Source organism: Pedobacter frigiditerrae, from assembly GCF_004331645.1.
Classification (GTDB): domain Bacteria; phylum Bacteroidota; class Bacteroidia; order Sphingobacteriales; family Sphingobacteriaceae; genus Pedobacter; species Pedobacter frigiditerrae.
Genome location: NZ_SJSK01000001.1, coordinates 310,306 through 336,741, shown reverse-complemented (window position 1 = coordinate 336,741; position 26,436 = coordinate 310,306). Strand labels below are relative to the sequence as shown.

General features: G+C 34.4%; 22 protein-coding genes. 7 read left to right on the top strand and 15 right to left on the bottom strand.

Annotation, left to right across the window (positions count from 1 at the left end; genetic code table 11):
• The 4 genes from EZ428_RS01435 to EZ428_RS01420 form a co-directional block, all read right to left on the bottom strand.
• Positions 1–1,281 carry a replication-associated recombination protein A gene (locus EZ428_RS01435; RefSeq protein WP_131551327.1) on the bottom strand — a complete coding sequence of 427 codons (1,281 nt, stop codon included), beginning with the start codon at positions 1,279–1,281 and terminating at the stop codon, positions 1–3.
• Between the two features lie 87 nt (positions 1,282–1,368).
• Positions 1,369–2,586, bottom strand: coding sequence for a DEAD/DEAH box helicase (locus EZ428_RS01430; RefSeq protein ID WP_205945583.1), 1,218 nt, complete (start codon positions 2,584–2,586; stop codon positions 1,369–1,371).
• Between the two features lie 748 nt (positions 2,587–3,334).
• Entirely contained in the window at positions 3,335–4,069 is a 735-nt protein-coding gene (locus EZ428_RS01425) for a DUF4197 domain-containing protein (RefSeq protein ID WP_131552427.1), read from the bottom strand.
• A gap of 40 nt (positions 4,070–4,109) precedes the next feature.
• On the bottom strand, positions 4,110–6,089 hold the full coding sequence (locus tag EZ428_RS01420; RefSeq protein ID WP_131551326.1) for a vWA domain-containing protein: 1,980 nt from the start codon (positions 6,087–6,089) through the stop codon (positions 4,110–4,112).
• A gap of 99 nt (positions 6,090–6,188) precedes the next feature.
• Between EZ428_RS01420 and EZ428_RS01415 the strand changes: the two genes are divergently transcribed.
• The 3 genes from EZ428_RS01415 to EZ428_RS01405 are packed head-to-tail and all read left to right on the top strand — an operon-like array spanning position 6,189 to position 8,671.
• A complete protein-coding gene (locus EZ428_RS01415) occupies positions 6,189–6,767 on the top strand; it encodes an RNA polymerase sigma factor (protein ID WP_131551325.1) in 579 nt (192 codons plus the stop codon).
• Positions 6,757–8,007, top strand: coding sequence for a carboxypeptidase-like regulatory domain-containing protein (locus EZ428_RS01410; protein ID WP_131551324.1), 1,251 nt, complete (start codon positions 6,757–6,759; stop codon positions 8,005–8,007). Before EZ428_RS01415 ends, EZ428_RS01410 begins: the two co-directional genes overlap by 11 nt.
• A 49-nt stretch (positions 8,008–8,056) precedes the next feature.
• Complete coding sequence (locus EZ428_RS01405) at positions 8,057–8,671, top strand: FMN-binding negative transcriptional regulator (protein ID WP_131551323.1); 615 nt, start codon at positions 8,057–8,059, stop codon at positions 8,669–8,671.
• A 33-nt stretch (positions 8,672–8,704) separates the two neighbouring features.
• On the opposite strand, the gene EZ428_RS01400 is transcribed toward EZ428_RS01405, so the two are convergent.
• The 9 genes from EZ428_RS01400 to EZ428_RS01360 form a co-directional block, all read right to left on the bottom strand.
• A complete protein-coding gene (locus EZ428_RS01400; RefSeq protein ID WP_131551322.1) occupies positions 8,705–10,006 on the bottom strand; it encodes an inorganic phosphate transporter in 1,302 nt (433 codons plus the stop codon).
• A gap of 2 nt (positions 10,007–10,008) precedes the next feature.
• Positions 10,009–10,650 (bottom strand): DUF47 domain-containing protein, encoded by a 642-nt coding sequence (locus EZ428_RS01395; protein ID WP_131551321.1) that lies wholly within the window; start codon positions 10,648–10,650, stop codon positions 10,009–10,011.
• 78 nt (positions 10,651–10,728) lie between these two features.
• The gene (locus EZ428_RS01390; RefSeq protein WP_131551320.1) at positions 10,729–11,754 is read right to left on the bottom strand and encodes a sensor histidine kinase; all 1,026 of its coding nucleotides are present in this window, start codon (positions 11,752–11,754) and stop codon (positions 10,729–10,731) included.
• Positions 11,755–11,827: 73 nt separating this feature from the next.
• Positions 11,828–12,586: a TIGR03915 family putative DNA repair protein gene (locus EZ428_RS01385; RefSeq protein WP_131551319.1), complete on the bottom strand. Its 759-nt coding sequence runs from the start codon at positions 12,584–12,586 to the stop codon at positions 11,828–11,830.
• Complete coding sequence (locus tag EZ428_RS01380) at positions 12,583–13,842, bottom strand: putative DNA modification/repair radical SAM protein (protein WP_131551318.1); 1,260 nt, start codon at positions 13,840–13,842, stop codon at positions 12,583–12,585. The genes EZ428_RS01385 and EZ428_RS01380 overlap by 4 nt, the downstream gene beginning before the upstream one ends.
• A gap of 54 nt (positions 13,843–13,896) precedes the next feature.
• Positions 13,897–14,532, bottom strand: coding sequence for a hypothetical protein (locus EZ428_RS01375; RefSeq protein ID WP_131551317.1), 636 nt, complete (start codon positions 14,530–14,532; stop codon positions 13,897–13,899).
• Between the two features lie 111 nt (positions 14,533–14,643).
• The gene (locus tag EZ428_RS01370) at positions 14,644–15,291 is read right to left on the bottom strand and encodes an HD domain-containing protein (RefSeq protein WP_131551316.1); all 648 of its coding nucleotides are present in this window, start codon (positions 15,289–15,291) and stop codon (positions 14,644–14,646) included.
• 70 nt (positions 15,292–15,361) lie between these two features.
• Positions 15,362–15,604 carry a helix-turn-helix domain-containing protein gene (locus tag EZ428_RS01365; protein WP_131551315.1) on the bottom strand — a complete coding sequence of 81 codons (243 nt, stop codon included), beginning with the start codon at positions 15,602–15,604 and terminating at the stop codon, positions 15,362–15,364.
• A 71-nt stretch (positions 15,605–15,675) separates the two neighbouring features.
• Positions 15,676–16,869: a THUMP domain-containing class I SAM-dependent RNA methyltransferase gene (locus EZ428_RS01360; RefSeq protein ID WP_131552426.1), complete on the bottom strand. Its 1,194-nt coding sequence runs from the start codon at positions 16,867–16,869 to the stop codon at positions 15,676–15,678.
• A gap of 180 nt (positions 16,870–17,049) precedes the next feature.
• Here EZ428_RS01360 and EZ428_RS01355 point away from each other — a divergent pair, with 180 nt between their 5' ends.
• The 3 genes from EZ428_RS01355 (at position 17,050) to EZ428_RS01345 (ending at position 20,096) form a co-directional block, all read left to right on the top strand.
• Complete coding sequence (locus EZ428_RS01355; protein WP_131551314.1) at positions 17,050–17,418, top strand: DUF3127 domain-containing protein; 369 nt, start codon at positions 17,050–17,052, stop codon at positions 17,416–17,418.
• A 147-nt stretch (positions 17,419–17,565) separates the two neighbouring features.
• Positions 17,566–19,398, top strand: a complete 1,833-nt coding sequence (locus EZ428_RS01350; RefSeq protein ID WP_131551313.1) for a sensor histidine kinase — start codon at positions 17,566–17,568, stop codon at positions 19,396–19,398.
• Positions 19,399–19,403: 5 nt separating this feature from the next.
• A complete protein-coding gene (locus EZ428_RS01345) occupies positions 19,404–20,096 on the top strand; it encodes a response regulator transcription factor (protein ID WP_131552425.1) in 693 nt (230 codons plus the stop codon).
• Between the two features lie 70 nt (positions 20,097–20,166).
• On the opposite strand, the gene EZ428_RS01340 is transcribed toward EZ428_RS01345, so the two are convergent.
• Positions 20,167–20,940, bottom strand: coding sequence for a GLPGLI family protein (locus EZ428_RS01340; RefSeq protein ID WP_131551312.1), 774 nt, complete (start codon positions 20,938–20,940; stop codon positions 20,167–20,169).
• Between the two features lie 18 nt (positions 20,941–20,958).
• Positions 20,959–23,751, bottom strand: a complete 2,793-nt coding sequence (locus EZ428_RS01335; RefSeq protein ID WP_131551311.1) for an outer membrane beta-barrel protein — start codon at positions 23,749–23,751, stop codon at positions 20,959–20,961.
• A gap of 295 nt (positions 23,752–24,046) precedes the next feature.
• Here EZ428_RS01335 and EZ428_RS24305 point away from each other — a divergent pair, with 295 nt between their 5' ends.
• Entirely contained in the window at positions 24,047–26,347 is a 2,301-nt protein-coding gene (locus EZ428_RS24305) for a helix-turn-helix domain-containing protein (protein ID WP_205945582.1), read from the top strand.
• Positions 26,348–26,436 lie beyond the last annotated feature (89 nt).

Sequence of the window (26,436 nt, the reverse complement as noted above, 5' to 3'; positions counted from 1 at the left end):
TTAATAGTTGTATTTGTTTTTCCAATTCTGTTTCAATTTCTCTCTCAATTTTTCTTCTGCCGGATTTTTGCCCGGGTCGTATAATTTTGTTCCACTTAGCTGCTCTGGGAAATACTCCTGCTCAGAGAAATTACCTTCATATCCATGAGCATATTGGTAGTCTTTTCCATAACCAATGTTCTTCATCAACTTTGTTGGTGCATTGCGAATATGTAATGGGACTGGTAAATTACCAGTTTGTTTCACCAAAGCCTGTGCTTTATTTATGGCTTCATAACTTGCGTTACTCTTAGCGCTTGAAGCCAAGTAAGTTACACATTGCGATAGAATTATTCTAGACTCTGGAAAACCAATCACATTTACAGCAGTAAAACAGTTGTTTGCTAAAAGTAATGCATTAGGGTTGGCATTTCCAATATCTTCTGATGCTAAAATCAATAATCTACGGGCAATAAATAATGGGTCTTCACCACCCTCAATCATTCTCGCCAACCAATAAACAGCTGCATTTGGGTCGCTACCACGAATAGATTTAATAAAGGCAGAAATGATATCGTAATGCTGCTCGCCAGCCTTATCATATAAAGCTAGGTTTTGTTGTGCATGGGCGAGGACATTCTCGTTTGTCAGTTCAATTTTATTGCCGCCAATTCCATTTACAGCAATTTCTAATACGTTCAATAATTTTCGGGCATCACCACCAGATAAACGAATTAAAGCTTCATGTTCTTTGATTTTGATTTTCTTTTCCTTTAAAACGACATCCTTTTCAACTGCTGTTTGTAATAAGCCAGCAAGTTCATCTTCTGTTAAAGCTTGTAAAATATAAACTTGGCATCGAGATAGCAAAGCGGAAATAACTTCGAAACTTGGGTTTTCTGTTGTAGCGCCAATCAAGGTAACTAAGCCTCGTTCTACAGCACCCAATAAACTATCTTGTTGCGATTTGCTGAAACGATGAATCTCATCAATAAATAAAATAGGCAATCCTAAGAAACTGTCTTTAAGGGCAGCGGCTTTATCAATAACTTCGCGAATATCTTTAACGCCAGAATTAATGGCGCTGAGGTTAAAAAAAGGTCTATCTAAACTTAAGGAAATGATAGAGGCTAAAGTAGTTTTGCCAACTCCTGGTGGCCCCCAGAAAATCATTGATGGCAATTGACCACTTTCTATCGCTTTGCGTAATACCGCATCATGACCAACCAAATGCTTTTGACCAACATATTCGTCCAGATTTTGAGGGCGCATCCGTTCTGCTAATGGCGGTAGATTTTGCATAACTAAAGATAAGAAATTAGTAGTTAGTATTTAGTGGTTAGACAAGGAGTCTTAGATTTATTTTCTCTAAATACTAACTACTATATACTAAGTACTCGCCTTTGGCTTCTTCTTAAAAAACTTTTTTTTCTTTACGTAAGGTTTTTCGTCTTTGCCAGCAGGTTCGTCTTTAGGTGCTTCACCTAAATGTGCTGGTAATTCAATGCGATCAATCTTACGCTCAATTAGTTTCTCAATATTAGCCAATTTGCGTTTATCCTTATTATTTACAAACGTAATTGCAGTTCCTGTTGTGGCAGCTCTTGCCGTTCTGCCAATTCTATGGATATAATCCTCTGGGTCTTGTGGAGCATCAAAATTGATTACTAAATCAATACCTGTTACATCAATACCTCTACTTAAAACGTCAGTTCCAATTAAAACATCAAGTTTGCTATTTTTAAAATCAAGCATGATCGCTTCACGATCTTTTTGCTCTAAATCGCTATGAAACGCGGCAACCTTTTGACCAAGTTTTTTGAAAACTTTGCCAAGTTCCTTCACTTTTTCTTTTCGTCCTGCAAATACAATAATGCGTTTATAGGTAGCAGGTTTAAGAATCTCTGTTAATAAAGATACTTTTTGCTCATCATGTACAAAATAAATCTGCTGATTAATTCCTTCCGCAGGTTTAGAAATGGCAAGACTAATATTTTCTGGGTCCTTTAATAGTGTAGCTGCCAAAGACCTTATTTTAGGGGGCATGGTAGCCGAAAACATTACCGTTTGGCGTTCTTTGGGTAGGTAGCCAACTATTTTCATGATGTCCTCGTAAAAACCCATGTCCAACATCCTATCAGCTTCATCTAATACCAAGTATTGTAATTGGTCCATTTTTAAAAGCCCACTAGAAAGATGTGCAATTAACCTTCCAGGTGTAGCAATAATGATATCTACACCTTCACGCATCGAACGTTTTTGCTGTTCGTAGGCAATACCATCGCCGCCACCAAAAACCGTTAATGAGCTGATATTGGTGAAATAAGAAAGTGCCTCAACCTGTAAATCTATTTGTTGCGCAAGTTCTCTTGTAGGTGTTAAAATCAAGGTGGTGTTGTGCCTATCGTGGTTTTCGGTAAGCATATTCATGATGGGCAATAAAAAGGCACCTGTTTTTCCTGTTCCAGTTTGTGCACAAGCAATTAAATCTTTTTTAGCTAAAATTAGCGGAATGGCTTGTTGTTGTATAGGCGTTGCGTTTTTGAAACCCATTGCCAGTAAACCCTCTAAAAGTTCGGGGTTAAAATTAAAATCTTTAAAATCCAATGTTACGTGTTGTAAAATACTGTATAAAAGTACCTTAAATTAAGGCCAAAAACAAATGGGAGGTTTAGGATAAGAATTAGAAAAGCAGGGTTCGGTTGTTTTGGGGATATTTAGTCCAGCTATCAATGTAATCTTTTTTGTGCTGCCACACTGAGCGTAGTCGAAGTGCTCAGCATAACAAAAAAGTATTAAAAAACGAATTAAGCTGCTTAGGGTATGGATAATGGTAATGCGAAAGCACCAGCCATACGTTAGTTTAGCCTTAGTGTTGATGGTAGCATCTTACGTCCATCCTTCGTTCATCTTACGTTCATCCTTCGTCTTTATAGGTGCCGAGAGATAGCGTTTAAGGTTTAGGTAAGGGTTGTTGGGACCTTAGCGTTACGTTAAGAGCAGTATGATAAATGACCAAGGAAGATAGGTAAAAAAATTACACTTGGTCTCAATAAACTCCTTTGTTATGTTCACTATTTGGCTACTCTCAAAACAATAAAGCCCCGATTTATAATCGAAGCTTTATCTTAACTAGGTTAATTTATGGTGTGCCTGCCCTTCACGGATCGCCCGTTCACAGGACTTTTTTATCAAATTGTGGTTCCTTGTTTTTGATAGAACAAGCTAGCAATTCTTTAGTTTTAATTCGATAATAATTTATCCACAAATCCACATTTGTGTTAGTTATTTGATTTGACTATTCGATAAGGTGTTTAGGCGCCTCAACAAAACGACGACTTAGCAAACAAGTCTCTTATTTCTTCGTATCCGCATAGCCGAATACCTTTTGTAATAAGCCAGTAGTACGAGCGCTAATATTATCTCTAATTTTAAGTTCTTCTTGTGCTACTTGAATAAACATTCCATCTATTGCTTTTTGTGCTACATAAGTAGATAAATCTGTATTCACAGGTTTAACCAAAGGTATTTTGTTATAAGCTGTAGCTGCATCTCCCCAATATCTAGTTGCGCCAACTTTACTTAAACTCGTTGTAATTACTGGTCTAAATTTTTCCATCAGCTGTGCTGTAGTTACACGTTTAAAGTATTCCGTAGCAGAATTTTTATTGCCTAATAAAATATTTGTTGCATCAGCAATCGTCATTTGTTTAATTGCAGAAACAAAAATCGGCTTTGCTTCTTTTGCAGCGTCTTCAGCGGCACGATTTATACTCAAAATCACATTGTCTGCAAGTGAATTTAAACCTACACTTCGTAGGGTTTTCTCTACTTTTTGTGCTTCTGTTGGGAATAATATCTTAACAGCTAAATTGCCAAAAAAGCCATCTTTTGCTGAAAGTCTATCTGCTCCTGCTGTTGTTCCAAATTCTAAGGCTTGTTTTAAACCAGAACTTATCTCTAAAGTTGTTGGCGTTCCTCCCATAGGAATTTGCTTTAATATGCCGCCAATAGCATTTTGACTTTGAACATCACAGCTACTCAAGCTAAGAATAACCAGTGCAAAGAAGTATAAGCTAATTTTTTTCATCATTTCCATTTTATGTGTTTTAAACGAAAAGAATTAAATTTTATCTTTTATTTTCTTCAATACCGTTTCTATTTGCAATACTAAGCAAATCCTTTGCCATTAATTGTGTCGCTTTTGCTAATCTTAAAAATTCTGAACGATAGCCATCTTTGTCTTTACCTAAAGAACCTTCGGCTAATTGTATAACCTGTTCAAAATTACTTTGTTGTTTAAAATCAGATTGGCGTAAAAGCATGCCGAATTCGGCCACCGCTGCAGAAAAGTTGAAGTTGCTACTCATTGTGATGTTTTTCTTTACTATATTATCAATCACGGTTTCTTGGATTAGTTTACTTGTATTTCCATCAGGTTCCTTATAGCGTAATTTGATGGTTAACATTTCATCACTTGCATTTTCTGCCACATTTTTCTTAGTTCTTTGATATTTCAAAGCATCAACTGAACCAATAAATTCACTTTTTATACCTACTGGGATAATTTCATAAAGTGCAGTAACCGTATGCCCGGAGCCAATTTCGCCAGCATCTTTTTTGTCATCATTAAAATCTTCGCTATTTAACATTCTATTTTCATAGCCAATTAAACGGTAAGCCTGAACTTTAGCAGGATTAAATTCTAATTGAAACTTTACATCTTTTGCAACTGTAAATAATGTACCTCCAAATTCATTAACCAATACTTTTTTAGCTTCGGAAATGTTATCTATATAAGCATAATTTCCATTTCCTTTATCAGCTAGCGTCTCCATTTTACTGTCTTTGTAATTCCCCATTCCGTATCCTAAAACAGTTAAAAATACCCCGGTTTTACGCTTTTCTTCAATTAATTTTTGCATATCTAAATCACTGCTTTGACCAACGTTAAAATCACCATCGGTGGCTAGAATTATTCTGTTGTTGCCGCCTTTTATAAAGTTTTCTGATGCTACTTTATATGCTAAAGCCAAACCAGCGCCGCCAGCGGTAGAACCACCTGCATTTAATCTATTTAATGCTTCTTTTATGGCAGTTTTATTGTCGCCAGCAGTTGAGGGTAAAGCCAAACCTGAACTTCCAGCATAAACTACAATAGCAACTTTATCTTTCTCCCTTAGTTGGTCGGTTAGTAGTTTAAGAGACGAAACTAATAAAGGAAGTTTGTTTGCATCACTCATTGAACCAGAAACATCAATTAAAAATACAAGATTAGATGCGGGTAATTTCTCAGTTGAAACAGTTCTCGCTTGTAAACCAATATGCAATAACCTATGGCTAGGGTTCCAAGGTGCTGGAGCGATTTCAGTAACAATATTTATTGGGTCTTTTCCTGTAGGCTGTGCATAATCGTAATCAAAATAATTTACCATTTCTTCAATGCGGACTGCATCTTTTGGGGGTAAGCCGCCATTATTAATAAAACGACGAACATTACTATATGCAGCAGCATCTACATCAATAGAAAATGTTGAGAGGGGGTCTTTATCCGTTTTGCGAAAACCGATTTCGCTGATAGTACTATAACTTTCTGTGTTGTTAATGATTTGAACAGAACTATTACCTCTTATTTTTATCGAAGAATTTGATTTAGCAGATAGTCCTGCAACCTTACCTGACAAAGCAGATTGGACACTGAAGGGTTTAGCATTTTTTAATTCTTGACTTGAAATTGTAGTCGACTGGCTTCCTTGTTCACGCCTTTTTAAGTTTAATCCTCCAGCTGTAACTACTATTTCATTTAGTGTTTGCCTGTTTGCCGTCATCGAAATGTTGTAATTGCTATTTTTACTTAGTTTAATAATTTGGGTTTCATATCCTAAATAGGAAACTGAAATTGCTGTATCAGTTATAGGGATTTTTAAAGAGAACTTGCCAGCCATATCAACTATGGTAGCTTTATTACTCGGCAAACTTTTAACATCTGCACCAACCATTTGCAGGCCATCTGCTCTGTCTGTTACTAAACCTGTAATTATTCTTTGGTTGGCAGCTTTAAATCCTACAAATAGGAAGCACGCTAAAATGATGGTCAATATTTTTTTCATAAGTTTGGGTTTTAACTATTGATGTAAGGTTTATCAGATTTCCATATCCTTATCGGAAAATATTTTTTATACTTGAACAACATTTAGCCGGTAACCCAATTGAAGTTTATAAAGAACACATCTAAAATTAATGAGCAGGACGACTTATCGCTCATAGCCACTTATCAGCAAAGTGGCGATTTAGAAGTGCTAGGGACTCTTTATAATAAATATATGCACCTGGTTTTTGGGGTTTGCTTTAATTATTTTAAGGATGAAGAGCAAAGCAAGGACGCTGTAATGCAAATTTTTGAAGAATTAGTGGTGAAATTGAAAGTTCATCAAGTTCAAAACTTTAAAAGTTGGTTACACGTTTTGTCCAGAAATCATTGTTTAATGGCGTTGAGAAAGTCTGCAAAAAATCCGACAATAGCAATGGAAGATAATTTTGTGGAAAATGGAGATTTTGTGCATCTAGATATTGATGATACGAAAGAGACCCAGTTAACAGTGATGGAAAAATGCATGGAAACCCTGCCAGAAGAGCAAAGGAAAAGTGTAGATTTGTTTTATTTGCAGGAGAAATGTTATAAGGAAGTGGCGGATATTACCGGATACGATATGCTTAAAGTAAAGAGTTATATTCAAAATGGGAAAAGGAATTTGAAAATTTGTATCGAGAAAAACAGTGAGCTATAACGAGTGGTTAGATATAGATGTATTGGAAGATTACCTTGATGGTAAGCTTGATGCCAAAACTATGCATAAGGTAGAGCGTATTTCACTCGAAGACCCCTTTGTAGCCGAAGCTTTAGCTGGGTTAAGCCAATCTCCAAAACGTTCTCAATCTTTATCGTTATTACAAAAACAACTTCAAGAGCGAATTGCTCAAAAACCAATTGAGAAAAAACGTTGGACACTTACTTCACAAAGACTAAGTATAGCTGCTGCGGCTGCCGTTCTTTTTGTTGCAGTTAGTGTGTTATTCTGGATGAAGGAAAATAACCGCAGACAATTTGAGGCTCAACAAGCTAAAAAGGTTGATGTAAATATTGCACCACAAGTTGCGGAAACAAAAATAATAAAACCTGCGGCTCCTGTGCCTCCAGTACCAAAAGTTGAGATGGAAATTGATAAGGCGCTAGCTAATTCAAAAGCTAACAGTATGGCAAAAATCAATAGGAAAGAACCACTTGTTCAAGAACCAGAGCCAACGGTTGTTGCCGCTCCAGCTAAACCAGTTGTTTCTGCCGCTAGAGTTCCTGTAGCTGCCCAATCTGCAGTAGTAAATGAAGAGATTAAAATAAATGATGCATTAGCTAAAAGGAAAGAAGTAAAAGCGTTAAATGAAATTTTAGTAGGTAAAGCAGAAGGTATAAAGTTTAACCCAAATATTAATGGCAAAGTTGTTTCGAAATACGACGGAATGCCAATTCAAGGTGCTGATGTTATTTTGGCCAATAGCGATGTGAGTACAATCACAAATACTAAAGGGGAATTTCATTTAAGGGCAGATACCACTCAAAGCCAACAGTTAGCTATAGGTTATCCTGGCTTTGCGTCTCAAGTAGTAAAAGTAAATGGTAACCAATCTTTCAAAGTTGAGCTCGAAGCTAACAAAAATGCTCAAAATGAAAACGTAGTAGTTGGTTATGGAACGTACAAAAATACAAGCCCAATACCGTTTGAAGGGTGGTTAAGTTTTTCGAAATATTTAGTTGAAAACAATAAGCTACTAAAAAATGGAGCAGCTACTACTGGTAAATTAGTAAAATTGACCTTTAAAGTTCAAAAAAATGGACGGCCAAGTAACATTAAAATACTTCAAGGTTTAACCAAAGCCGAAAATGATGAAGCTGTTCGCTTAATTAATGAAGGGCCAAAATGGACTTTATCTTCAACCTCAAGTAACATAGTAGAACTTAGCATTAAGTTTTAACTTATTTTTATCAAAGGTAGATTGTAGGCTACCAATCAATTTTAACATCATGTATAAAAATTCTCAATTTGAAGAGAAAGATGCCGATAAAGTTCTGGCATTCATGAAAGCTCATTCTTTTATAACCTTAATTGGTCATGATGGAGAGTTTCCTGTAGTAACTCAAATACCTGTTCACATTTATCAAGATGAAAATGGCATCCGTTTGGTAGGGCATATCATGAAAAAAACCGACCATCATCAAGCTTATGCTAAAAACGAAAATGTCATGGCGCTTTTTACAGGAGCTCATAGTTATGTGAGTGCTTCGGTTTACGAAAATCCGGCAGTTGCCTCTACTTGGAATTATAGTTCAGTACAATGCAAAGGCAAAATAAAATTGATGAATGCTGATGAAACAAGAGCCGTTATCAAACATTTAACAGATAGTTTCGAAGACCCAAAATCTAGTCCTGCGGCATTTCACAAAATGGATGATGTTTATATTGAAAACAATTTAAAGGCAATTGTAGGTTTTGAAATTAAAGTAGAATCCATTAATAACGTATTCAAGCTAAGTCAAAACCATAGCTATCAAAACCGTACAAATATTGCTAAGGATTTAGCTAAAAGCGATAATCCAGATGCACAAGAAGTTGCTAAACAAATGAAGAAAATGCTATAGATCAGTTTACATTGTGTAGTTTCCTTAAACTAACTATTTAATGAAAACGCTTAGTAAGTAATAAATTAAAGCTGCTAACGCTGCCGATACGGGAATAGTTAATACCCAAGCCCAAATTAGCTTTACCGTGACGCCCCATTTAACTGCAGAAACACCTTTTGTTAAACCAGAACCAATAATAGAACCTGTAATTGTATGAGTTGTACTTACCGGAATTTTTAAATGTTCTGTAAAATATAAAGTCAATGCACCAGCAGTTTCAGCCGTTACACCTTCAAATGGAGTTACTTTAGTAATTTTAGAGCCCATTGTTTTCACAATTTTCCACCCACCACTTAAAGTTCCTGCTGCAATTGCGCTATAACAAGCTAATGGTATCCATGAAGGCATCTGACCAGCAATTTCTTCACCATTTGGTCCTTTAGAAGGTAATGCTACATGCAGCCAACTAGGCAAAGCATCCATTGATACTCCACTAGTATGTATATAAACGACAACAGCTGCCGCAATAATTCCCATTACCTTTTGCGAATCGTTACCGCCATGGCCCAAACTAAATGAAGCTGATGATAATAACTGCATTTTTCTTAACCAAGCCGTAGATTGAGTTTGATTTAAACTGCTAAAAATTAAACAGAAGAAACTAATAGAGAATACTATAAAGAATACAAGTAGCCATTTAATGTTATGCGATTCAAACATTACACTTAAGAAATGAGATTCAAATCTTGGGTGCCTAATTTCATTATAGAACAACATTTGGTTATAGATATACCAAGCTGTTATGGCCATTAAAGTAAGCGTAAACACTTTGGGCCAAATACTCTTTTTGGATGAATGTAAGAGCCAAATGGATATAAAGTAGGAGATGATTGCTCCAATAAAGGGTGCAATTACGATAAATCCAATAATAACTAATACGCCAGTTGGCATTTCGCCAGCTTTACCTTCTTTATACCAGTTAACTGCGCTTAATCCAGCGTGGGCAATTGCTGCACCAGCAAAACCACCAATTAAAGTATGTGAAGAACTAGAAGGGATACCAAACCACCAAGTAAATAAATTCCAAATAATAGCCGCAATAACACCTGCTAAAATTACGGTAAGGTTAATTTCCATGGTGTTGGCAGTTTTAGCAACCGTATCGGCTACACCAAAACCAAACACCCAATATGCTAAAAAATTAAAAAATGCAGCCCAAACAACCGCTTGAAATGGAGATAAAACTTTGGTTGCAACAATTGTAGCAATTGCATTGGCAGCATCATGAAAACCATTGATATAGTCAAAAACTAGTGCTAAACCAATAATTACAAAAAGAAGGGTTAAAGTCATATTTAAGCGTTTTTAACCAAAATAGATTCCAATACGTTAGCTGCATCTTCACATTTGTCTGTTGCAATTTCTAAGGTTTGTAAAATCTCTTTTTGTTTAATCAATTCTATTGCATTGGTTTCAAATTCGAATAAACGAGCAATGGCTAAATTACAAACGTAATCTGCTTGGTTTTCTGCACTATTAATCCTAACGCAAGCATCAGCAATAACTCTTATGTTTTTAAAGCTTCTTAATTCTTTAATCGCTTTTTCTAAATCGCCACACATTTCTACTAAAAGTTCTGCCAGTTTAACCATGGCATCGCCGATGTTAGTTACATTGTACAATTCAATATTTCCTGCAGAAGCATGGATGTAATCAGCAATGTCATCAATGGCGGCTGCTAAAGAGTGAATATCTTCTCTATCAAACGGAGTGATGAAGTTTTTGCTTAGCTCTATGAAGATGGTGTGAGTAATGTCGTCTCCAACATGCTCCAAACGCTCAACTTCCTTAATGGCTTCTTTTCTTTTTTCTAAATCATTAGTAGTTACCGCAACCAATAATGCTTCAGAGATTTTTACAACATTTGTTCCTGCTTGTTCAAAAAGCGGTTGAAATTTTTTGTCTTTTGGAGTAAAGAAGCTAAATATACTATTCATACTAAATTAAATATGCTGCAAAGCTAAAGTTAGTATGTTAAGTTAATGTTAACTCTTATAACTATTTTAAATTATTAGTTAATTGCTTTTTTGTAAGGTAAAGCCAAAAGTAGTTCCAATATTTGGTGTGCTACGAACAGAAATGGTCTGCTCATGTGCTTCAAGAATGTGTTTAACAATAGCTAGACCCAGTCCTGTACCACCTTCTGTTCTAGATCGATGTGAATCTATTCTGTAAAAACGTTCAAATAATCTTGTTAAGTGTTTTTCTTCAATCCCAATTCCATTGTCTGTTACTTCAATTAAAAATTGGTCATGTAATTCAAAAATCTTAACAGCTGTAGATCCATTTTCATTTCCATATTTAATAGAATTTTGCAATAGGTTAATTAATATCTGCCTTATCTTTTCTCTGTCCGCAAAAACCATTGTGGGGCCTGTGTACTTATCTTTAAAGAAAAGCTTTATTTTATGCCTCTGTGCTGTATCTTCTAAACTATCCATTACTTCCTTAGCTAAAACTACAAAGTCAAATTTTTGATAATTGATAGGCATTTCGCCAGTTTCTAGCTTGGATATAGCATCTAAATCGTTAATCAAGTAGCTCAATCGTTCAATATTATTTTCAGCTTTTTTTAAGAATTTCATTGCCATTTCTGGATCGTCAAGCAAACAGTCTTGTAAGGTTTCTACGTAACCTTGAATGGCAAAAAGAGGTGTTTTAAACTCGTGAGATACGTTTGAAAGAAACTCTCTACGAAATTGCTCTTGTTTTTTAAGTAAATCTATCTCTTTCTTTTTTGCGCCTGCCCATTCTTTAACTTCAGCCTCAACATCATTTATAGGGTCAGAACTTACATATTCGCCTAAAGCTTCTTTTAAATCTTTCCCTAGTTTTAGGTTATGAATCAACTTATAAATCAGCTTAATTTTGGTATATATATACTTTTCGAAAAGATAATAAAAAACCAAAAAACTGGTTACAAATGATATCCCAAAAGAAACAGCCAAATAATATAGATTATGTTGAAAATAGAAATTAACTAATCCGATAGAAAGTGCTACAGCTAATGCTGTAATTAAAACAAGTACGCTAAGCTTCATAGAGCTAATTTACAGTTTTAAGGTTAATTAATTGTTAACAGAGTGGAAATCAGTCTTTGCTCATTATTCATTATTACAACTGCTTCTCGGTTAAATATTTCCAGTACCTTTTTGGCACATGCTTAATATGAAGTTTTGTGTTTTTTCGAGAAACAATATTGGTGCTTTTAAAATAATCTTTCCACAAATGAGCGTATAGTTCTTCTTTTTCATTTAACTGATGAGCAGCAGGTTGTTTTAAAGCTTGAAGATTAATTTCTATCGTAATTTCCTCTACCACAGTTAAATCGTAGAATAAACCATAATGCCTTTTTAAATCGTAAATAATCCATTTTTGATCTGCATAGCGATTTTTGAAATGATTGAGAATTAAAGGCAAAACATTAAAATCTGGGTCTATGCCACAATAGAAAATCCCATCGGCTGTATGTTGAAACCTAATAAAAGCTTCCATTCTGTGTTTTTCTCGTTCTACACTCTTGGCAGCTTTCGATAATGCCAATACGTGATCATTTCCATAGTTTTTTTCAGCACCTGCTGGATTTTGAAAAATGTAAATTGTAAAGAGAAAAAGAGAGTTGAAAATTTCAGGAATTTCAGAAAGATAGGCGCAGTAAAATTTCCTAACCCATTCTTTGCTCAGTTTCTTCTGCAAAGCTGCCCAAACTCTATCGGCTTTTGTCCTGTCGTTTTGAATTGGAAAGGATTCGGTAAAAGCATCTGGCTGATAAAACTTCTCAGTTCTTAATATTACTTCTCCTGGTTTACGTTCATACCATTCGAAAACAGTAGTTAGCAAACCTTCTAAACTTCCGTCAAAAACATAAATCATTTAAATAGAATTAGTTGATTGGAATCTGTTTTTAAATATTTACTCTGGCTTTCTGCTAAAATAAATGCCTTGATTTGAGTGGCTTGAAAATCTTTCATTTGAAAAGGAGTATCGGCACATTTAATAAAGTGTTTAGCTCTACTGTAAGCCACGCCAATATTTTTCAATTGATAAATATGCAATTTCCCAAACTGACGAGCTTGGACGATCTTTTGAGCGGACATGACACCAATCCCAGGAATTCTTAAAATCATTCGATACGGAGCCGTATTTATGTCAACAGGAAAATGCTTCAAGTTTCTTAGTGCCCAACTTAATTTTGGGTCAATATCAATCTCTAAATGCGGGTTGGCATCATTTAAAATTTCTTGGACTTTAAATCCGTAAAAACGCATTAACCAATCTGTTTGATACAATCTGTTTTCTCTTAATAGGGGAGGTTGGGTGCCTAAAATTGGCATTCTAGTATCATTACTAATTGGAATATAGCCAGAATAATAAACTCTACGCAAGGCGAAGTTTTTGTAAAAGGCATCGGCGGTATACATGATTTCTTTATCCGTTTCTGGTGTGGCACCTATCACCATTTGCGTACTCTGTCCAGCAGGAACAAATTTAGGAACGCTTTTAATTAGTTTTTTTTCAACCTTAAATTGTACAATTTGATTCTGAACAAAACCGAGTGGTTTAATCACATCTTTATGGCTTTTATCTGGAGCTAATAACTTCAATCCAGTTTCTGTTGGCATTTCTAAATTAATACTCATTCTGTCGGCATATAAACCCGCTTCTTTAATTAATTCTTCACTTGCGCCAGGAATTGTTTTTAAATGGATATACCCATTGTAGTTTTGCTCAAGACGAAGTTTTTTGACAACTCTTAAAAGCCTTTCCATTGTATAATCTGCATTTTTAAAAATGCCAGAGCTCAAGAATAGGCCTTCAATGAAGTTTCTGCGATAAAAATTCATTGTTAATTCTACAACCTCGTCAACCGTAAAAGCTGCTCGTTCTATGTCGTTGCTTTTTCTGGAAACACAATAGGCACAATCAAAAATGCAATGATTTGTAAGTAAGATTTTTAAAAGAGAAACACATCTTCCATCTTCAGTATAAGTATGGCAAATGCCTGAATGATGCCCATTGCCTATGCCTTTATTGGTATTTTTTCTATCGCTTCCGCTTGATGAACACGAAACATCGTATTTGGCTGCGTCAGCAAGGATACTCAACTTCTCTCTTAATCTCTCCGACATCTTAATCTAATTTACTATCAAAAATAGCAAACAAAAACTAAAATATTTAGTAAATTAATAGAGCTTTTTGGTGTTTTTGTAATAATTACCAACCCAAATGCTACCAAAACAAAAAAGAGAAATTACACGCCACCAGTCTATATTCTTATCAGTAGTGAAATAAACCATTGGTATTGCGATAACTAAAATATAAAATAGCAAAGTAATCATTCTTGCCAAGGTACTTTCGTAGAAATTCTTAGAGCTAATTGGAATTTTAGGGTGTGATAGATTATATAAATCTTGATAATAAGTTAATTCATTAAAGAACTTTTCTGCATCTTCTTCTTCAGTTTTGATAGCACTAAAGTTGGCAGTAAAACTTGGATTTTTAAAAGTGATTTGATAAAAATTACCTTGTTCATTATAAGCAGTATCTGAAATGTTGGTTACATTTTCCCAGCCAGAAAAAAAGGTATTGTACTTATAGAAAAAATTCTTCTTCTCAAACTTAAAGCTTATTCCACTTTCATTAACAAAGGTTTTGCAAGGTACATTAAGCCATTTTTTGATCATAAGCAATAAAGAGACGACCAATACTATCAAAAAGAAAACGATAAGGCCGTAGATTATCCAATCTGGTAAGTCCTTTGGAAGATTAAGTAGAATGACAAACATAATATCCATTCCAAAAGTTGGAATGAGAATCATTGCTAAGATAAGTACTGAGTTTTTGCTATATAAAAGCCTATATGGTAACATTTTTTATTTAAAATTACCCAAAGCATTTTCACCTAACAATACCTATTCATGGGTATTTTTTTAGCGTTTACCTTCCCATTCACCGTAAAATTGTTCGAGATAATTGAGCATAAACTGATGACGTTGCTCTGCTATTTCCTTTCCCGCTTCTGTTTTCATTAAATCCTTTAACAACAAAAGCTTTTCATAAAAGTGATTTAAAGTTGGCGCAGTGGTATTTTTATATTCCTCTTTACTCATATTTAAATTAACAGGAATTGATGGGTCGTATAAAACTCTGTTTTTATAACCTCCATAAGTAAAAGCCCTCGCAATGCCAATTGCACCAATTGCATCTAATCTATCAGCATCTTGTACTACATCTAACTCTTTTGATTTAAAAGTAATAGTTCCTAAACTGGCTTTGTACGATAAATTTCTGATTACTTCTTGTACGTGAAAAATAATGTCATCACTTATGCCAATGCTTTTTAAGAAATCACCAGCTTTTTGAGGGCCAATTTCTTCGTCACCACCATTAAATTTGCTATCTGCAATATCGTGTAAAAGAGCAGCTAATGCTACAATTAATTCATCACCTTTTTCTTTCGCATTAATGGCTTGAGCAGTTTTAAAAACTCGCTCAATATGAAACCAATCATGTCCGGTTTCGGCATTGGCGAGCGTAATTTTAACAAAGTTGATGGTTTGGTCGATGATAGCTTGCATAGAAGAATTTTTGTGCAAGTTATCTCGAAAAAATTTAAAAAGGGCGTTTGTTGAAAAGTTAAGGTTAACCTTACTTTTCAAATTCTGCTTTATTGAAGTATAACAATTGAGTTACTTCTACTTCTAAAATGATGGCAATATGAAATAACCTATCTAAAGTAATCTTGCTGTAACCTAGCTCTATTTTACTATAAGCATTTTGCGATATATCTAACTTTGCAGCCAAATAATCTTGAGTATAATTTCGATATTCCCTCACCTTCCGGATGTTGCCAGCTACGGCTTGCATCTCTGCTTTTACTTTATCTTTCATTTTTACTTAGGTTGATGTAACCTATTAACGAAAAAGGAGTGCTAACAGTTTTGATTATTTTTCAGATAATTTTAACTTAATTTAGGTTTAGGTCTTTCATCTTCAGCCCTTCTGGTGCCATCATAAAGTTCGTATTCTAACATTCTACAATCCAGCTTCCCATTGTAAAACTCTATTTTTTTATCAGCTTTAAGTCCAATTTTTTTAGCTAAATCTGGGTTTCCCGTAAAAATATACCCAAAATAGCCTTTGCAGTTTTGCTTCATGAAATCGCCAATGCGTTTATAGGTCAATTCCAATTTGCTATGTACACCTAAACGCTCTCCATATTCGGGATTGAAAATGACAACTCCTCTTCCGCCTTCTGGAACTGGTGTTTCTTCAAAATCGCACACTTCAAAAGTAATTAAGGTGTCTACGCCAGCGGTTTTTGCATTTCTACGAGTTACTTCAACTGCATCTTCAGAAATATCTGAAGCTATAATTTGTAGGTCGACATTTTTAATTACTTGGTCTTTTAATATTCTTCGCTCTGCAAAAAACACTTCTTCATCATAACCCAAAATATGCATGAAACCATAATTCATCCTAAATAAACCTGGTCGGCGATTAGTTGCTAATAACGCTGCTTCAATTGCCAAAGTTCCAGAACCACACATCGGATTTACAAAAGGAGATTTTTGATCCCATTGAGTAGCCATGATTGTACTTGCTGCTAACGCTTCTAACATAGGTGCCTTTCCTGGGATTTTACGATAGCCATGTTTTGCTAAAGTTTCGCCACTGGTATCTAAAAAGATATCAACATCATCATCTTTCCAATATAAATGCACAACGGTTTTATTGGCGTCAGAACCAGAGTTAGGACGGATGTTTTTCTTTTCTCTAAAACGGTCTACAATTGCATCCTTTACTTTCAAATTTGCAAAAAGGGGTGTAGTAATAGTTGGATTATCTACGTTAGAAGTTACAGAGAAATAGCCTGCAAAATCTATCAATTCTTCCCATTCTATGGTAAGTAAAGCAGTATATAATTCATCAGGCGTGTTTGCTTTAAAGCTATTTATGCAATATAAAATCTGACTAGCACATCTTAAATTCAAATTCAGTTTTATGCATTCAGTTAAAGTAATATTTAACTCAACACCTGTTGGAAAAGACCTTACAATTTCATAGCCTAAAGCTGTAACTTCATCTTGTAAATAAGGCGATAGCCTTTTATTGCAGGTAATTATTACCTTGCTTTTGGTTTGGAAAACTTGCATCATATTGGGGCAAAGTTACCAATAAAAAACAGAATTAATTTTAAAGGAGTTTTAGTGTATGATATCTAACAAATTGTCGTTATTATTTAATTACTTAACTATTAATTGTGTGGAAAACTTGATGTAGGATTATCAAGAAAATTTTAGAGATTTGATTTAGGAACAAATATTAGTATTGAAATGGAAATTAAAGGCAAGGTGCACGAAATAGGTGCTTTACAACAAGTGAGTGACACGTTTAAAAAACGTGATTTAATTATAGAATACGCAGAGAACCCAACCTATCCTGAGTTTATTAGGTTTGAAGCAATACAAGATAAAACAGCTTTATTTGATTCTTTAAAGCCAGGTGATGAAGTTGAAGTTTCTTTCAACTTACGCGGTCGCCCATGGACAAATAAAGAAGGCGTTACAACTTATTTTAACAGTTTAATAGTTTGGCGCTTGACAACTTTAACAAATACTGCTGCAGCTCCTGCGGCACCACAATATGCAGCTCCTGTAGATTTAAGTGCTAAAGCAGGAGAGGAAGATGACCTTCCATTCTAGTAAAAATCTTTTTTAAGAAAACAGGTTAATTGAGCTCTCGAATTTTTTCGGGAGCTTTTTTGCTTTAATACATTGGCTGTTACTGTGTTAAAAAGTGTTAAAACAAGGCCATTTGCTTAATTCTTGATTATTTTTGAATAGTTTAAAATGAAGAAGAGAAGCCTTTGGTTAATTACCGCTTTAATGACACTAGCATTGCTAGGTGTATTTGTAATGCAATTGTATTACATCAAGGAATCTTACAAACTTAATTCTAAGCTCTTCGAACAAAATGTTAATCAGGCATTAAATGCTGTTGTTAATAAAGTTCAAAAGCAAAATGCAGTTAATCATATCAAAAAGAAGGATTTAGATTTTGAGGTTCAAAGGAAAGAGAGTGATTTACAAAGAGCACAAAAGTACGTTGACCTTAAAGAAAAATTCAGTTTACAAGAAGAGAAAAGAAACCAAGAGAAATTTAAGCAAATTTTAGATGCACTTAATTATCAGGACAAACTGATAAAAATGAATTTTGGAGATGCGATAGTGATTTCTGAGGAAGAGTATGTCAATCTAAGTAAAAACTCAGGTATCGTATTTTTTTTAGATGAAACTAGAGATGTAAATGGAAATATTAAACAAAGGATTGCTCAATTAAGATATAATCCTAACAGAGAAAGAACATTTAATTTAACTCCAGCTTCGCTACCTGATACCATAAGATACCTAGTTCAAAATCCTATAAATGCAAAGCCTTTATCAGTCTCGGTTGCTACTGTTGATAGCACGATGGCTAAGAAATTTAAAATTGAAGATGCAATTGCACAAAGGAGATACCAACAAGCCCTGAAGGACTTAAGTGCGGATACGATAAATATTTTAGACGATAAGAGTGTAAGTGTTTTTCAGGATGCTGCTAAAGAAATGGCCGACAAGGACGTTCCTCTAATTCAAAGGATTCCTAGCAAAGAGCATTTAGATACACTTATTAAAAGAGAGCTGCTGAATAAAAGCATAACGATTGATTATGATTTTTGGGTTAAGCTGGCAAATAAAGATTCTATTATTTATCAGAATGCATCGCAAAAGACGGGGGAGTTTCTGCCTACTAACGTATATCGATTTACCTTGTTTAATCAGGATATCATTCGTGATCCAGGGTTGCTTTATGTCTATTTTCCAGAAAAAAGCTCCTTAATCTTCAGCAATATGTTTGTCTCTATGGCATCATCTGTTGCTTTGTTATTAGTACTTATTTCGATTTTTGCTTATACAATTTATGCTATCATCAGACAGAAAAAATTATCTGAGATGAAAACAGATTTCATTAACAACATGACACACGAGTTTAAAACTCCTGTTGCTACTATCATGATTGCTAGTGAAGCTTTAAAAGATCCAGAGGTTACTGAAGATAAAAATAGAATCAGCCGGTTGGCTAATATTATTTATGATGAAAACGTACGATTGGGTAATCATATTGAACGAGTTTTAAGCGTAGCAAGGTTAGAGAAAAAGGAAATTAAACTTGAATGTAATCCAGTAAATGTAAATGACTTGATTACGGCCGTTGTAGATAGCATGAGTTTACAATTGCAAAAGAGGAATGCAGTTTTAACATTGGATCTTAACGCTGCAGAGGATGTGATCATGGGAGATGAACTACATTTATCGAACGTGATTTACAACTTGATTGACAATGCTAATAAATATAGCTCAGATACACCAAAAATCCATATCAGCACCAAAAGTAACATCAAAAATTTGTACATTGAAATTAGTGATGAAGGTATTGGATTGACCAAAGAGCAAACTAAACGCATTTTTGATCAATTCTATAGAGTTCCTACAGGGAATTTACATGACGTGAAAGGTTTTGGCCTAGGCTTAAATTATGTACAAGATATTGTTAATGAAATGAATGGTTTGGTGAAAGTGCATAGTGAGAAGGATAAAGGAACAACATTTGAAGTGATATTACCGTTTAAACAAAGCAATTAATTATGATGAAGAAAATATTATTGGTTGAAGATGACCCTAACTTGGGGATGTTACTACAAGATTATTTGCAGTTAAAAGGTAAGTTTGATGTGGTGCTTTGTACCGATGGTGATGAAGGATTAAAAGCCTTTAGTAAGCAGAATTTCGATCTTTGTATTTTGGATGTAATGATGCCTAAAAAAGATGGCTTTACATTGGGAAAAGATATCCGTAAGATAAATCAAAATGTGCCAATAATTTTTGCAACTGCAAAAGCTATGATGGAGGATAAAGCTTCCGCCTATGATTTGGGAGGCGATGATTACATTACCAAACCTTTCCGGATAGAAGAGTTGTTGTTGCGTATAAATGCTTTGTTAAAAAGAGTTTCCAGTAAAGAGACTGCAAGTGAACCAGCACAAACTCAATTTGAAATTGGGAACTACAAATTTGACTACACTACTCAACTGATACATTTTGATGGAAAGCAGCAGAAACTCTCAACTAAAGAAGCTGAGCTTTTACAATTACTTTGTTTAAAGAAAAATACTGTTTTAACAAGGGAAGAGGCCTTGTTAAGTATTTGGCATGATGATAATTATTTTAATGGCAGAAGTATGGATGTTTTTTTAAGTAAGCTTCGTAAGTACCTTAAGGAAGATCCAAAAGTGGAGATTTTAAACGTACACGGAAAAGGCTATAAATTGCTGATTAATTAATCGAATACATAAAGATTAAAAAAGGTCGTTACCCTAATGGATAACGACCTTTTTATATTTTAAGGGGTTTTTAGAGTAGAAAAGCCTTTAAAGAATCTTGACCCCATTCTCCCCAGTCTTTGGTGGCAGCTTTTAGGATTGCAGTTAATTGTTTGCTATCAACAGGTTTTCCCTTAACTGGAGCTTTTAATTTATCATCTGTTACTGGTTGGTCTAAAACAGAAGTTGCAAACCATGTAATGTGTTCATAAGGTAAAGCAACCCCTAAAATCATTCCAGGTAAGCCCGAAAAAGTTTCAGGTCCACCAGATACAGGTATTTCTTCTGTGTAAAAGGCAACAACATAAATAGAATCCATTATTAAGGCATTCGCTCTTCTGCAGTCATATCCAGCAATGTTTCTTATCTCATTGGTAATTTTCCAATTAATCTTGCGGGTGCTATCTTTTAATAGATAGGTTTCTTCAAATACTTTTTTCTGAGATATAACTGTACCTGCATTAGTATTTGTAGCCGTAGTATTATGCTGATTTGCAGATTCAAAATCGAAAAATCCACTTCCAACTACATCCTCCTCAATTGGGGTGAATAAGGTTTGTTCTTTTGAGAATTTTAAGGTGCTTTTTAAAACTTTAAACTGAGGGTTCTTTTTTTGATAATCTTCAAAGGCTTGTGCATAATAACTTCTGTCAGAATTCTTTTTTACTTGATCTTTGATTAAAGCATACATATTAACCTTTTTCTCATATTCAATTACTCCTTGATTGGTAAAACGAGCATTTTGAGCAACAACTGTCTGCGATCCTAGAACTAAACAGCTTATAATAAATTGATATATTTTCATTTCAGTTGTGATGAAAGATTATTTTTTTACACCCATTTTATTGAAATCCCAAATTACAGAGCACATAAAATAGCGTTTAATATTATTGAATTTTGTTTGAGTAATAGTGTTTGCGCTAGCATACCTGTTAAACCCTCTGTTTTGATTTAAGATATCATTTCCTGAAATACTTAACTTAAGGTTATCCGTTTTTAGGAATGTTTTGCTAATGGTAGAGTTAATGATCATTTGCTCAAAACTTTGATCGAACGAAGCTGTTGCTGCATTGTATTTATAATTTGCATCACTGCTTATCTGTACCTTTCCTGGTAAGTAAACAGTAAATGAACCGTAGCCGCTAGTTGCTAAACCATTACTATTAACGTTTTCGTTTAATGATGATTCTTGTGTTTCATAGCTTGGACTAAAACGCAGATTGAAACTGAATTTTTTCTCAGCATATTTATTTACACCTATAGTAAAGCCATAGCTATTACTTTTTGTTTTATTAAGCGTATTATTAACGTAACTATAGGAGGTACTTCCATCTAAATTTAGCCCAAAATTGCCACTAAAACCCAGTTTTTTTATCTTTCTCGAAAACTCAAGGTATCCATAGAAGTTGTATGGGGTTTTACCATTTAAGTTAATGAACTGATAAGAAGATTTTCCTGTAGTACTATCAAAAGTCGTATTATTTACAATTTGATTGTTTACAAAACTTAAACTGGCATAACCATACATGTATTGATCAGAGATAACTTTATAAGAGTTGTAATCAATACTGAAATTGTTGTTGTATGATGGCTTCAGGTTAGGATTTCCTATAGGAATGTTTAGCAAATCATCATTTACCTTAACAGGTTGTAACTGAGAAACACTTGGTTGACTGGTGCGCCCATTATAGCCTAATGACAAGGATTTGTATTGTGAGAACTTATATTGATACCTGGCTTGTGGCATCCAGTTAAAGAAATTTCTTTGATAGCGCACATCATTATAAACATCTAGTTGATCAAAATTAATATTGTTAACTTTTAAACCACCACTTAAAACAGTCTTTTTGTTTTTATAGCTAAATGTTGCGCCGCCTTGATTAGATAACTGATCTGTTGTAAAGTTATTGCTAAACTGTAAATCAAGCACATCGTATCTTCCCGGAATTGATTGATTAAAAGATTTACGATCTGCCTTTCCGCTATTTAAACTTAAGCCATAATTAAATACAAGAGAAAGTTTTTTGTTAATTGGCTCTGAGAATGTAAAGTTGGCAGAATATAAGCCGGTTTCTATATTATTATCTTTCAATTGATCAGTAACAATAGATTCTTTTATAGACTTATCTAGATTGTAAGCCACATTTTCAGAATATAAAAAACCTTCAGTATCAGTTTCTGTTCTTGCAGCGCTTAGGTTAAGTGAATAATTACGGCCCAATTTTTTTAACTTTTTAGTATATAAGGCTGATAAATTAAATATTTTGTCATTGCCTTCACTATTGTTAGATCGTATTTCAGTATTCAATAAGCTATTATCTTCTCTTCTTCCAGTAGTATTAAAAATACTTTCAGTTTCATTATTTTTCAATGTTCCACTTGCAGTAACTTTTAAATTGCTAGTCGTATCTAGCTTAATTTGATAAGTTGCATCTAACTTTTGTCTAAATATGTAGTTTTCAGTTGTCTGGTCATTATTTCTATTTACAAAGTTGTCTGGGATGTTTTGCTGTGAAAGTGTGTTTTTAATAATATTCACTTTTAAAGAACCAACTTTATAATTTGTGTTAATAGATTCTTTATCCTTATTCCATTTTGTTTCATAATGTGCGCCACCATTTCTTGCAACAGGAATTCCCTCATCGCGATAGGTTCCTCCCCATGAATCTAACTCATCCCTTCCTCCGCCAGTAATCATCATACCGCCATCTATAAACTGTACATCGCCACCACCGCTACTGCCATACTTATCACTATCTTGCCAGCTTAATCCTGTTTTGCCATTATTACTGGCTGTTCCATAAAATGAGAACTTTTCTTTGCCTTTAAATTTATTGAAAAGTAATTGAGCGGTGTAAAAATCATCTGTTCCTCCACCTAGGTCTACTTTACCGAAATAACCGTTTTTAGCATCTTCTTTAAGTTTGATATTAATCGTTTGAGTCTTTTGTCCATCATCAACACCTGTAAAAGCAGCCTGGTCACTTGCTTTTTCAAAAAGCTGGACCTTGTCAACCATATCTGCTCTAATGTTTTTGGTTACTAAAGTGGGGTCATCGCCAAAAAACTCTTCACCATCTACCAAAACTTTAGGTACAGTTTTTCCTTGTGCAGTAATCTTACCATCTTTATCTACTTGTATACCAGGTAGTTTTTTAAGTAAATCTTCTACCTTGTCGTTGGGTTGTATGGTATAACTTGCTGCATTAAATTCAGTGGTGTCCCCTTTAATTTTAATAGCAGCGCCCTGCCCTTTAATGATAACCTCATTTAGCAATTTCGCTTTAGATTTCATGTTAATCTGCTTAAAATCAAAGCTGCGGTTAACAGAATCTAATGCAAATGGAGATACATAATCTGCATATTCAGGATAGGTGAGTAGCAAAATGAAATTTCCTTTTCTCATTGGGCTAATTGCAAATGTACCATCTGCTTTGGCTCTTGTAAACTTGTAAAGTGTAGAATCTTTAGCATTTAAAATGCTAATTGTTGCGTTTTGAAGCTTAGCATTACTAGCAGTATCAGCAGCAATCCCCTTGATGGTATAAGGATTTTGAGCAAATAGCATAGTAGAAAAGCATAAGGATAGCACAATGGCCAGGCTTATAGATTTCATTATTAGGTTTGTTTTGGTCTTCTAAATGTATAACTAAATCTTTAATACTAAAAATTTAGTTGTAAGATTTTAACATTAAATAACAATATTTAACATTTGGTTTAATCATATACATGCAAATAATTTCGATACATATAGTTATTTCTAGCTCAAACGTAGCAACTCTATTACGCTAAAAAAACCTATAACTAGTATTCATACCATTTGGCTGTGAATTTGGAAAATAATGAACTATTTAACAGTAACATTAGAAATGGAAAATGTATATTGTACAACCTGTGATTTATAGAATAAAATGTTACAACCCATAGAAGAACTACAGCCTGCCCAACTTGCGGCAAAGTTTATAAATTTAACTTCGAGACATATTTTTTTAACTGGTAAAGCTGGCACTGGTAAAACTACATTTCTTCGAAGCCTTATTTCCTTAACACATAAAAAGGCAGTAATTGTTGCCCCAACTGGTATTGCTGCAATTAATGCAGCAGGGGTTACCATTCATTCACTTTTTCAATTGCCATTTGGAACTTATTTACCAAAGGTTGTGCTAACAACTAATGTTGCAGAATACCAGCATTACAATACTCCAAAATCTATCATCAAACACTTAAATATGAACGCTACCAAGCGACGTATTTTGTTAGATTTAGAATTGTTGATTATTGATGAAGTGAGTATGTTAAGGGCAGATTTATTGGATGCCATTGATATGGTTTTGCGTTATATCCGCAAAAACAACTCTGCAAGCTTTGGCGGTGTGCAAGTTTTGTTTATTGGCGATTTACATCAATTGCCTCCAGTTGTTAAAAACACAGAGTGGAACTTGTTAAGTGCTTTTTACAAAAGTGCATTCTTTTTCGATGCGCAAGTTTTAGAGAAAAATCCACCTGTTTATATTGAGTTAGAGAAAATTTATCGACAAGCAGATGAAACTTTTATTCACTTATTAAATAACCTGAGGAATAATCAAGTAACAGAACAGGATATCGCTCTACTTAAAACTTACTATAAAGAAAACTATAGACCTGTATTGACTGATAATTATATCACCTTAACAACGCATAATAATAAGGCAGATACGCTTAACAGAAATAGTTTAAAGGAATTAGCAGGAAAGTCTTACTTCTATAATGCAATAATAGATAAAGAATTTAGTGAAGGGTCTTATCCGGCAGAAAAAAGTCTAGAGCTAAAGGTTGGTGCGCAAGTTATGTTTATCAAGAATGACCCGACTGGAGAGCAAAGATTTTTTAACGGAAAAATTGCTATCGTTAAAAAGTTAACCGATGAGGTTATAGAAGTAGAAGCAGATGGTTCAAGACAAAATATAATTATCGAGAAATACACTTGGAAAAACATCAAGTATACTGCCAACAAGGTTACTAATGATATAGAAGAAGAAATTGCCGGAACATTTACTCAGTTTCCTTTGAAATTGGCTTGGGCAATTACTGTCCATAAAAGCCAGGGTTTAACTTTCGACAAAGCAATTGTGGATATTGGCGATGCATTTGCGCCAGGACAAATCTATGTAGCGCTTTCTCGCTTACGTTCCATGAAAGGTTTGATTCTAACATCTTTAATTTCTGGGAGAGGAATTAGACAAGACCAAAACGTAACTTATTTTGCTAAAACAAAGGAACAGCAAGAAGATTTAACCATACAAATTAAAAAGGAGAGCGATGCATTTCTAAACCATTCCTTATTACAAAGCTTCAATTTTTCTGTATTGGATGTGTATGTTTTCGAACATGTATTTAGTTATACAAAAGATGAAAAACGTTCTATGAAACAGACACATTTGTCTTGGGCAACAAAACTGCAGAAAGATTTAATGGCCTTAAAGGTTAATGCAGATAAGTTTTTAAGACAAATTGAAAAATTATTTATAGCGGGCAACGCCGAAAGTTTAAACTTGCTTTTGGAAAGGACACAAGCGGCAGAAAATTATTTTAATCCGCAACTACAGCAAATGAGCGGTTCTATATTCGAACTTATTGAAGTGGTTAAAACTCAAAAGCAAACCAAAGAATATTTAGTCGAATTGTTAGAGATGGAAGCGATGTTTTACGAGCAATATAAAAGGATTCGTAAAGCAAAAGCAATGCTCGCAGCAGCAAACCAGGGGGTAGAGCTAAAAAAGGAAGATGTGCTAGCTTTGTATGATAGTGCTAAAAGAGCAGAGCAGATAAAAACAGCTTATACTTTGCCCAATAAGGAAGAATTTAAGCCGCCAGGTGAGGATGTTTACTCGAGAATTAGAGCTGCCAAAAAAATCAAGGAGCCTAAAGAGCCAAAGGAAGATACAAAAGAAATTACCTTGGCTTTATTTAAGCAAGGCAAAAATATGACTGAAATTGCTGCAGAAAGAAAAATGACTATTGGTACAATTGAAGGTCATTTGGCACATTTTGTTGCTAGGCAAGAGGTAAAGGCAACTGAACTTGTACCCGCTAAACGATTAGATGAAATTACCAGCGTAATCGCAAAGCTAAAATCTATGAAGCTAAATGAGGTACGTGATGCATTAGGTAAAAGTTATGGCTTTGGAGAAATAAAGATTGGTATTGCCGCTTATTTAGCAGAAGGAAATTAAAGGAAATGGAAAATATAAGATGGGAAAGGGAAGATGGAATGAAAAGCAATATTTAATCTTTTCCAGAACCTCATGATCAGCTTGAGTGG

What these genes read in the sequence shown, in the direction of transcription:
- EZ428_RS01355 (WP_131551314.1), top strand. Translation starts at nt 17,050, where the DNA reads ATGGAAATTAAAGGCAAGGTGCACGAAATAGGTGCTTTACAACAAGTG.
- EZ428_RS01385 (WP_131551319.1), bottom strand. Translation starts at nt 12,586, where the DNA reads ATGATTTATGTTTTTGACGGAAGTTTAGAAGGTTTGCTAACTACTGTT.
- EZ428_RS01335 (WP_131551311.1), bottom strand. Translation starts at nt 23,751, where the DNA reads ATGAAATCTATAAGCCTGGCCATTGTGCTATCCTTATGCTTTTCTACT.
- EZ428_RS01380 (WP_131551318.1), bottom strand. Translation starts at nt 13,842, where the DNA reads ATGTCGGAGAGATTAAGAGAGAAGTTGAGTATCCTTGCTGACGCAGCC.
- EZ428_RS01345 (WP_131552425.1), top strand. Translation starts at nt 19,404, where the DNA reads ATGAAGAAAATATTATTGGTTGAAGATGACCCTAACTTGGGGATGTTA.
- EZ428_RS24305 (WP_205945582.1), top strand. Translation starts at nt 24,047, where the DNA reads ATGTTACAACCCATAGAAGAACTACAGCCTGCCCAACTTGCGGCAAAG.
- EZ428_RS01425 (WP_131552427.1), bottom strand. Translation starts at nt 4,069, where the DNA reads ATGAAAAAAATTAGCTTATACTTCTTTGCACTGGTTATTCTTAGCTTG.
- EZ428_RS01350 (WP_131551313.1), top strand. Translation starts at nt 17,566, where the DNA reads ATGAAGAAGAGAAGCCTTTGGTTAATTACCGCTTTAATGACACTAGCA.
- EZ428_RS01395 (WP_131551321.1), bottom strand. Translation starts at nt 10,650, where the DNA reads ATGAATAGTATATTTAGCTTCTTTACTCCAAAAGACAAAAAATTTCAA.
- EZ428_RS01365 (WP_131551315.1), bottom strand. Translation starts at nt 15,604, where the DNA reads ATGAAAGATAAAGTAAAAGCAGAGATGCAAGCCGTAGCTGGCAACATC.
- EZ428_RS01360 (WP_131552426.1), bottom strand. Translation starts at nt 16,869, where the DNA reads ATGCAAGTTTTCCAAACCAAAAGCAAGGTAATAATTACCTGCAATAAA.
- EZ428_RS01340 (WP_131551312.1), bottom strand. Translation starts at nt 20,940, where the DNA reads ATGAAAATATATCAATTTATTATAAGCTGTTTAGTTCTAGGATCGCAG.
- EZ428_RS01435 (WP_131551327.1), bottom strand. Translation starts at nt 1,281, where the DNA reads ATGCAAAATCTACCGCCATTAGCAGAACGGATGCGCCCTCAAAATCTG.
- EZ428_RS01420 (WP_131551326.1), bottom strand. Translation starts at nt 6,089, where the DNA reads ATGAAAAAAATATTGACCATCATTTTAGCGTGCTTCCTATTTGTAGGA.
- EZ428_RS01375 (WP_131551317.1), bottom strand. Translation starts at nt 14,532, where the DNA reads ATGATTCTCATTCCAACTTTTGGAATGGATATTATGTTTGTCATTCTA.
- EZ428_RS01405 (WP_131551323.1), top strand. Translation starts at nt 8,057, where the DNA reads ATGTATAAAAATTCTCAATTTGAAGAGAAAGATGCCGATAAAGTTCTG.
- EZ428_RS01390 (WP_131551320.1), bottom strand. Translation starts at nt 11,754, where the DNA reads ATGAAGCTTAGCGTACTTGTTTTAATTACAGCATTAGCTGTAGCACTT.
- EZ428_RS01370 (WP_131551316.1), bottom strand. Translation starts at nt 15,291, where the DNA reads ATGCAAGCTATCATCGACCAAACCATCAACTTTGTTAAAATTACGCTC.
- EZ428_RS01400 (WP_131551322.1), bottom strand. Translation starts at nt 10,006, where the DNA reads ATGACTTTAACCCTTCTTTTTGTAATTATTGGTTTAGCACTAGTTTTT.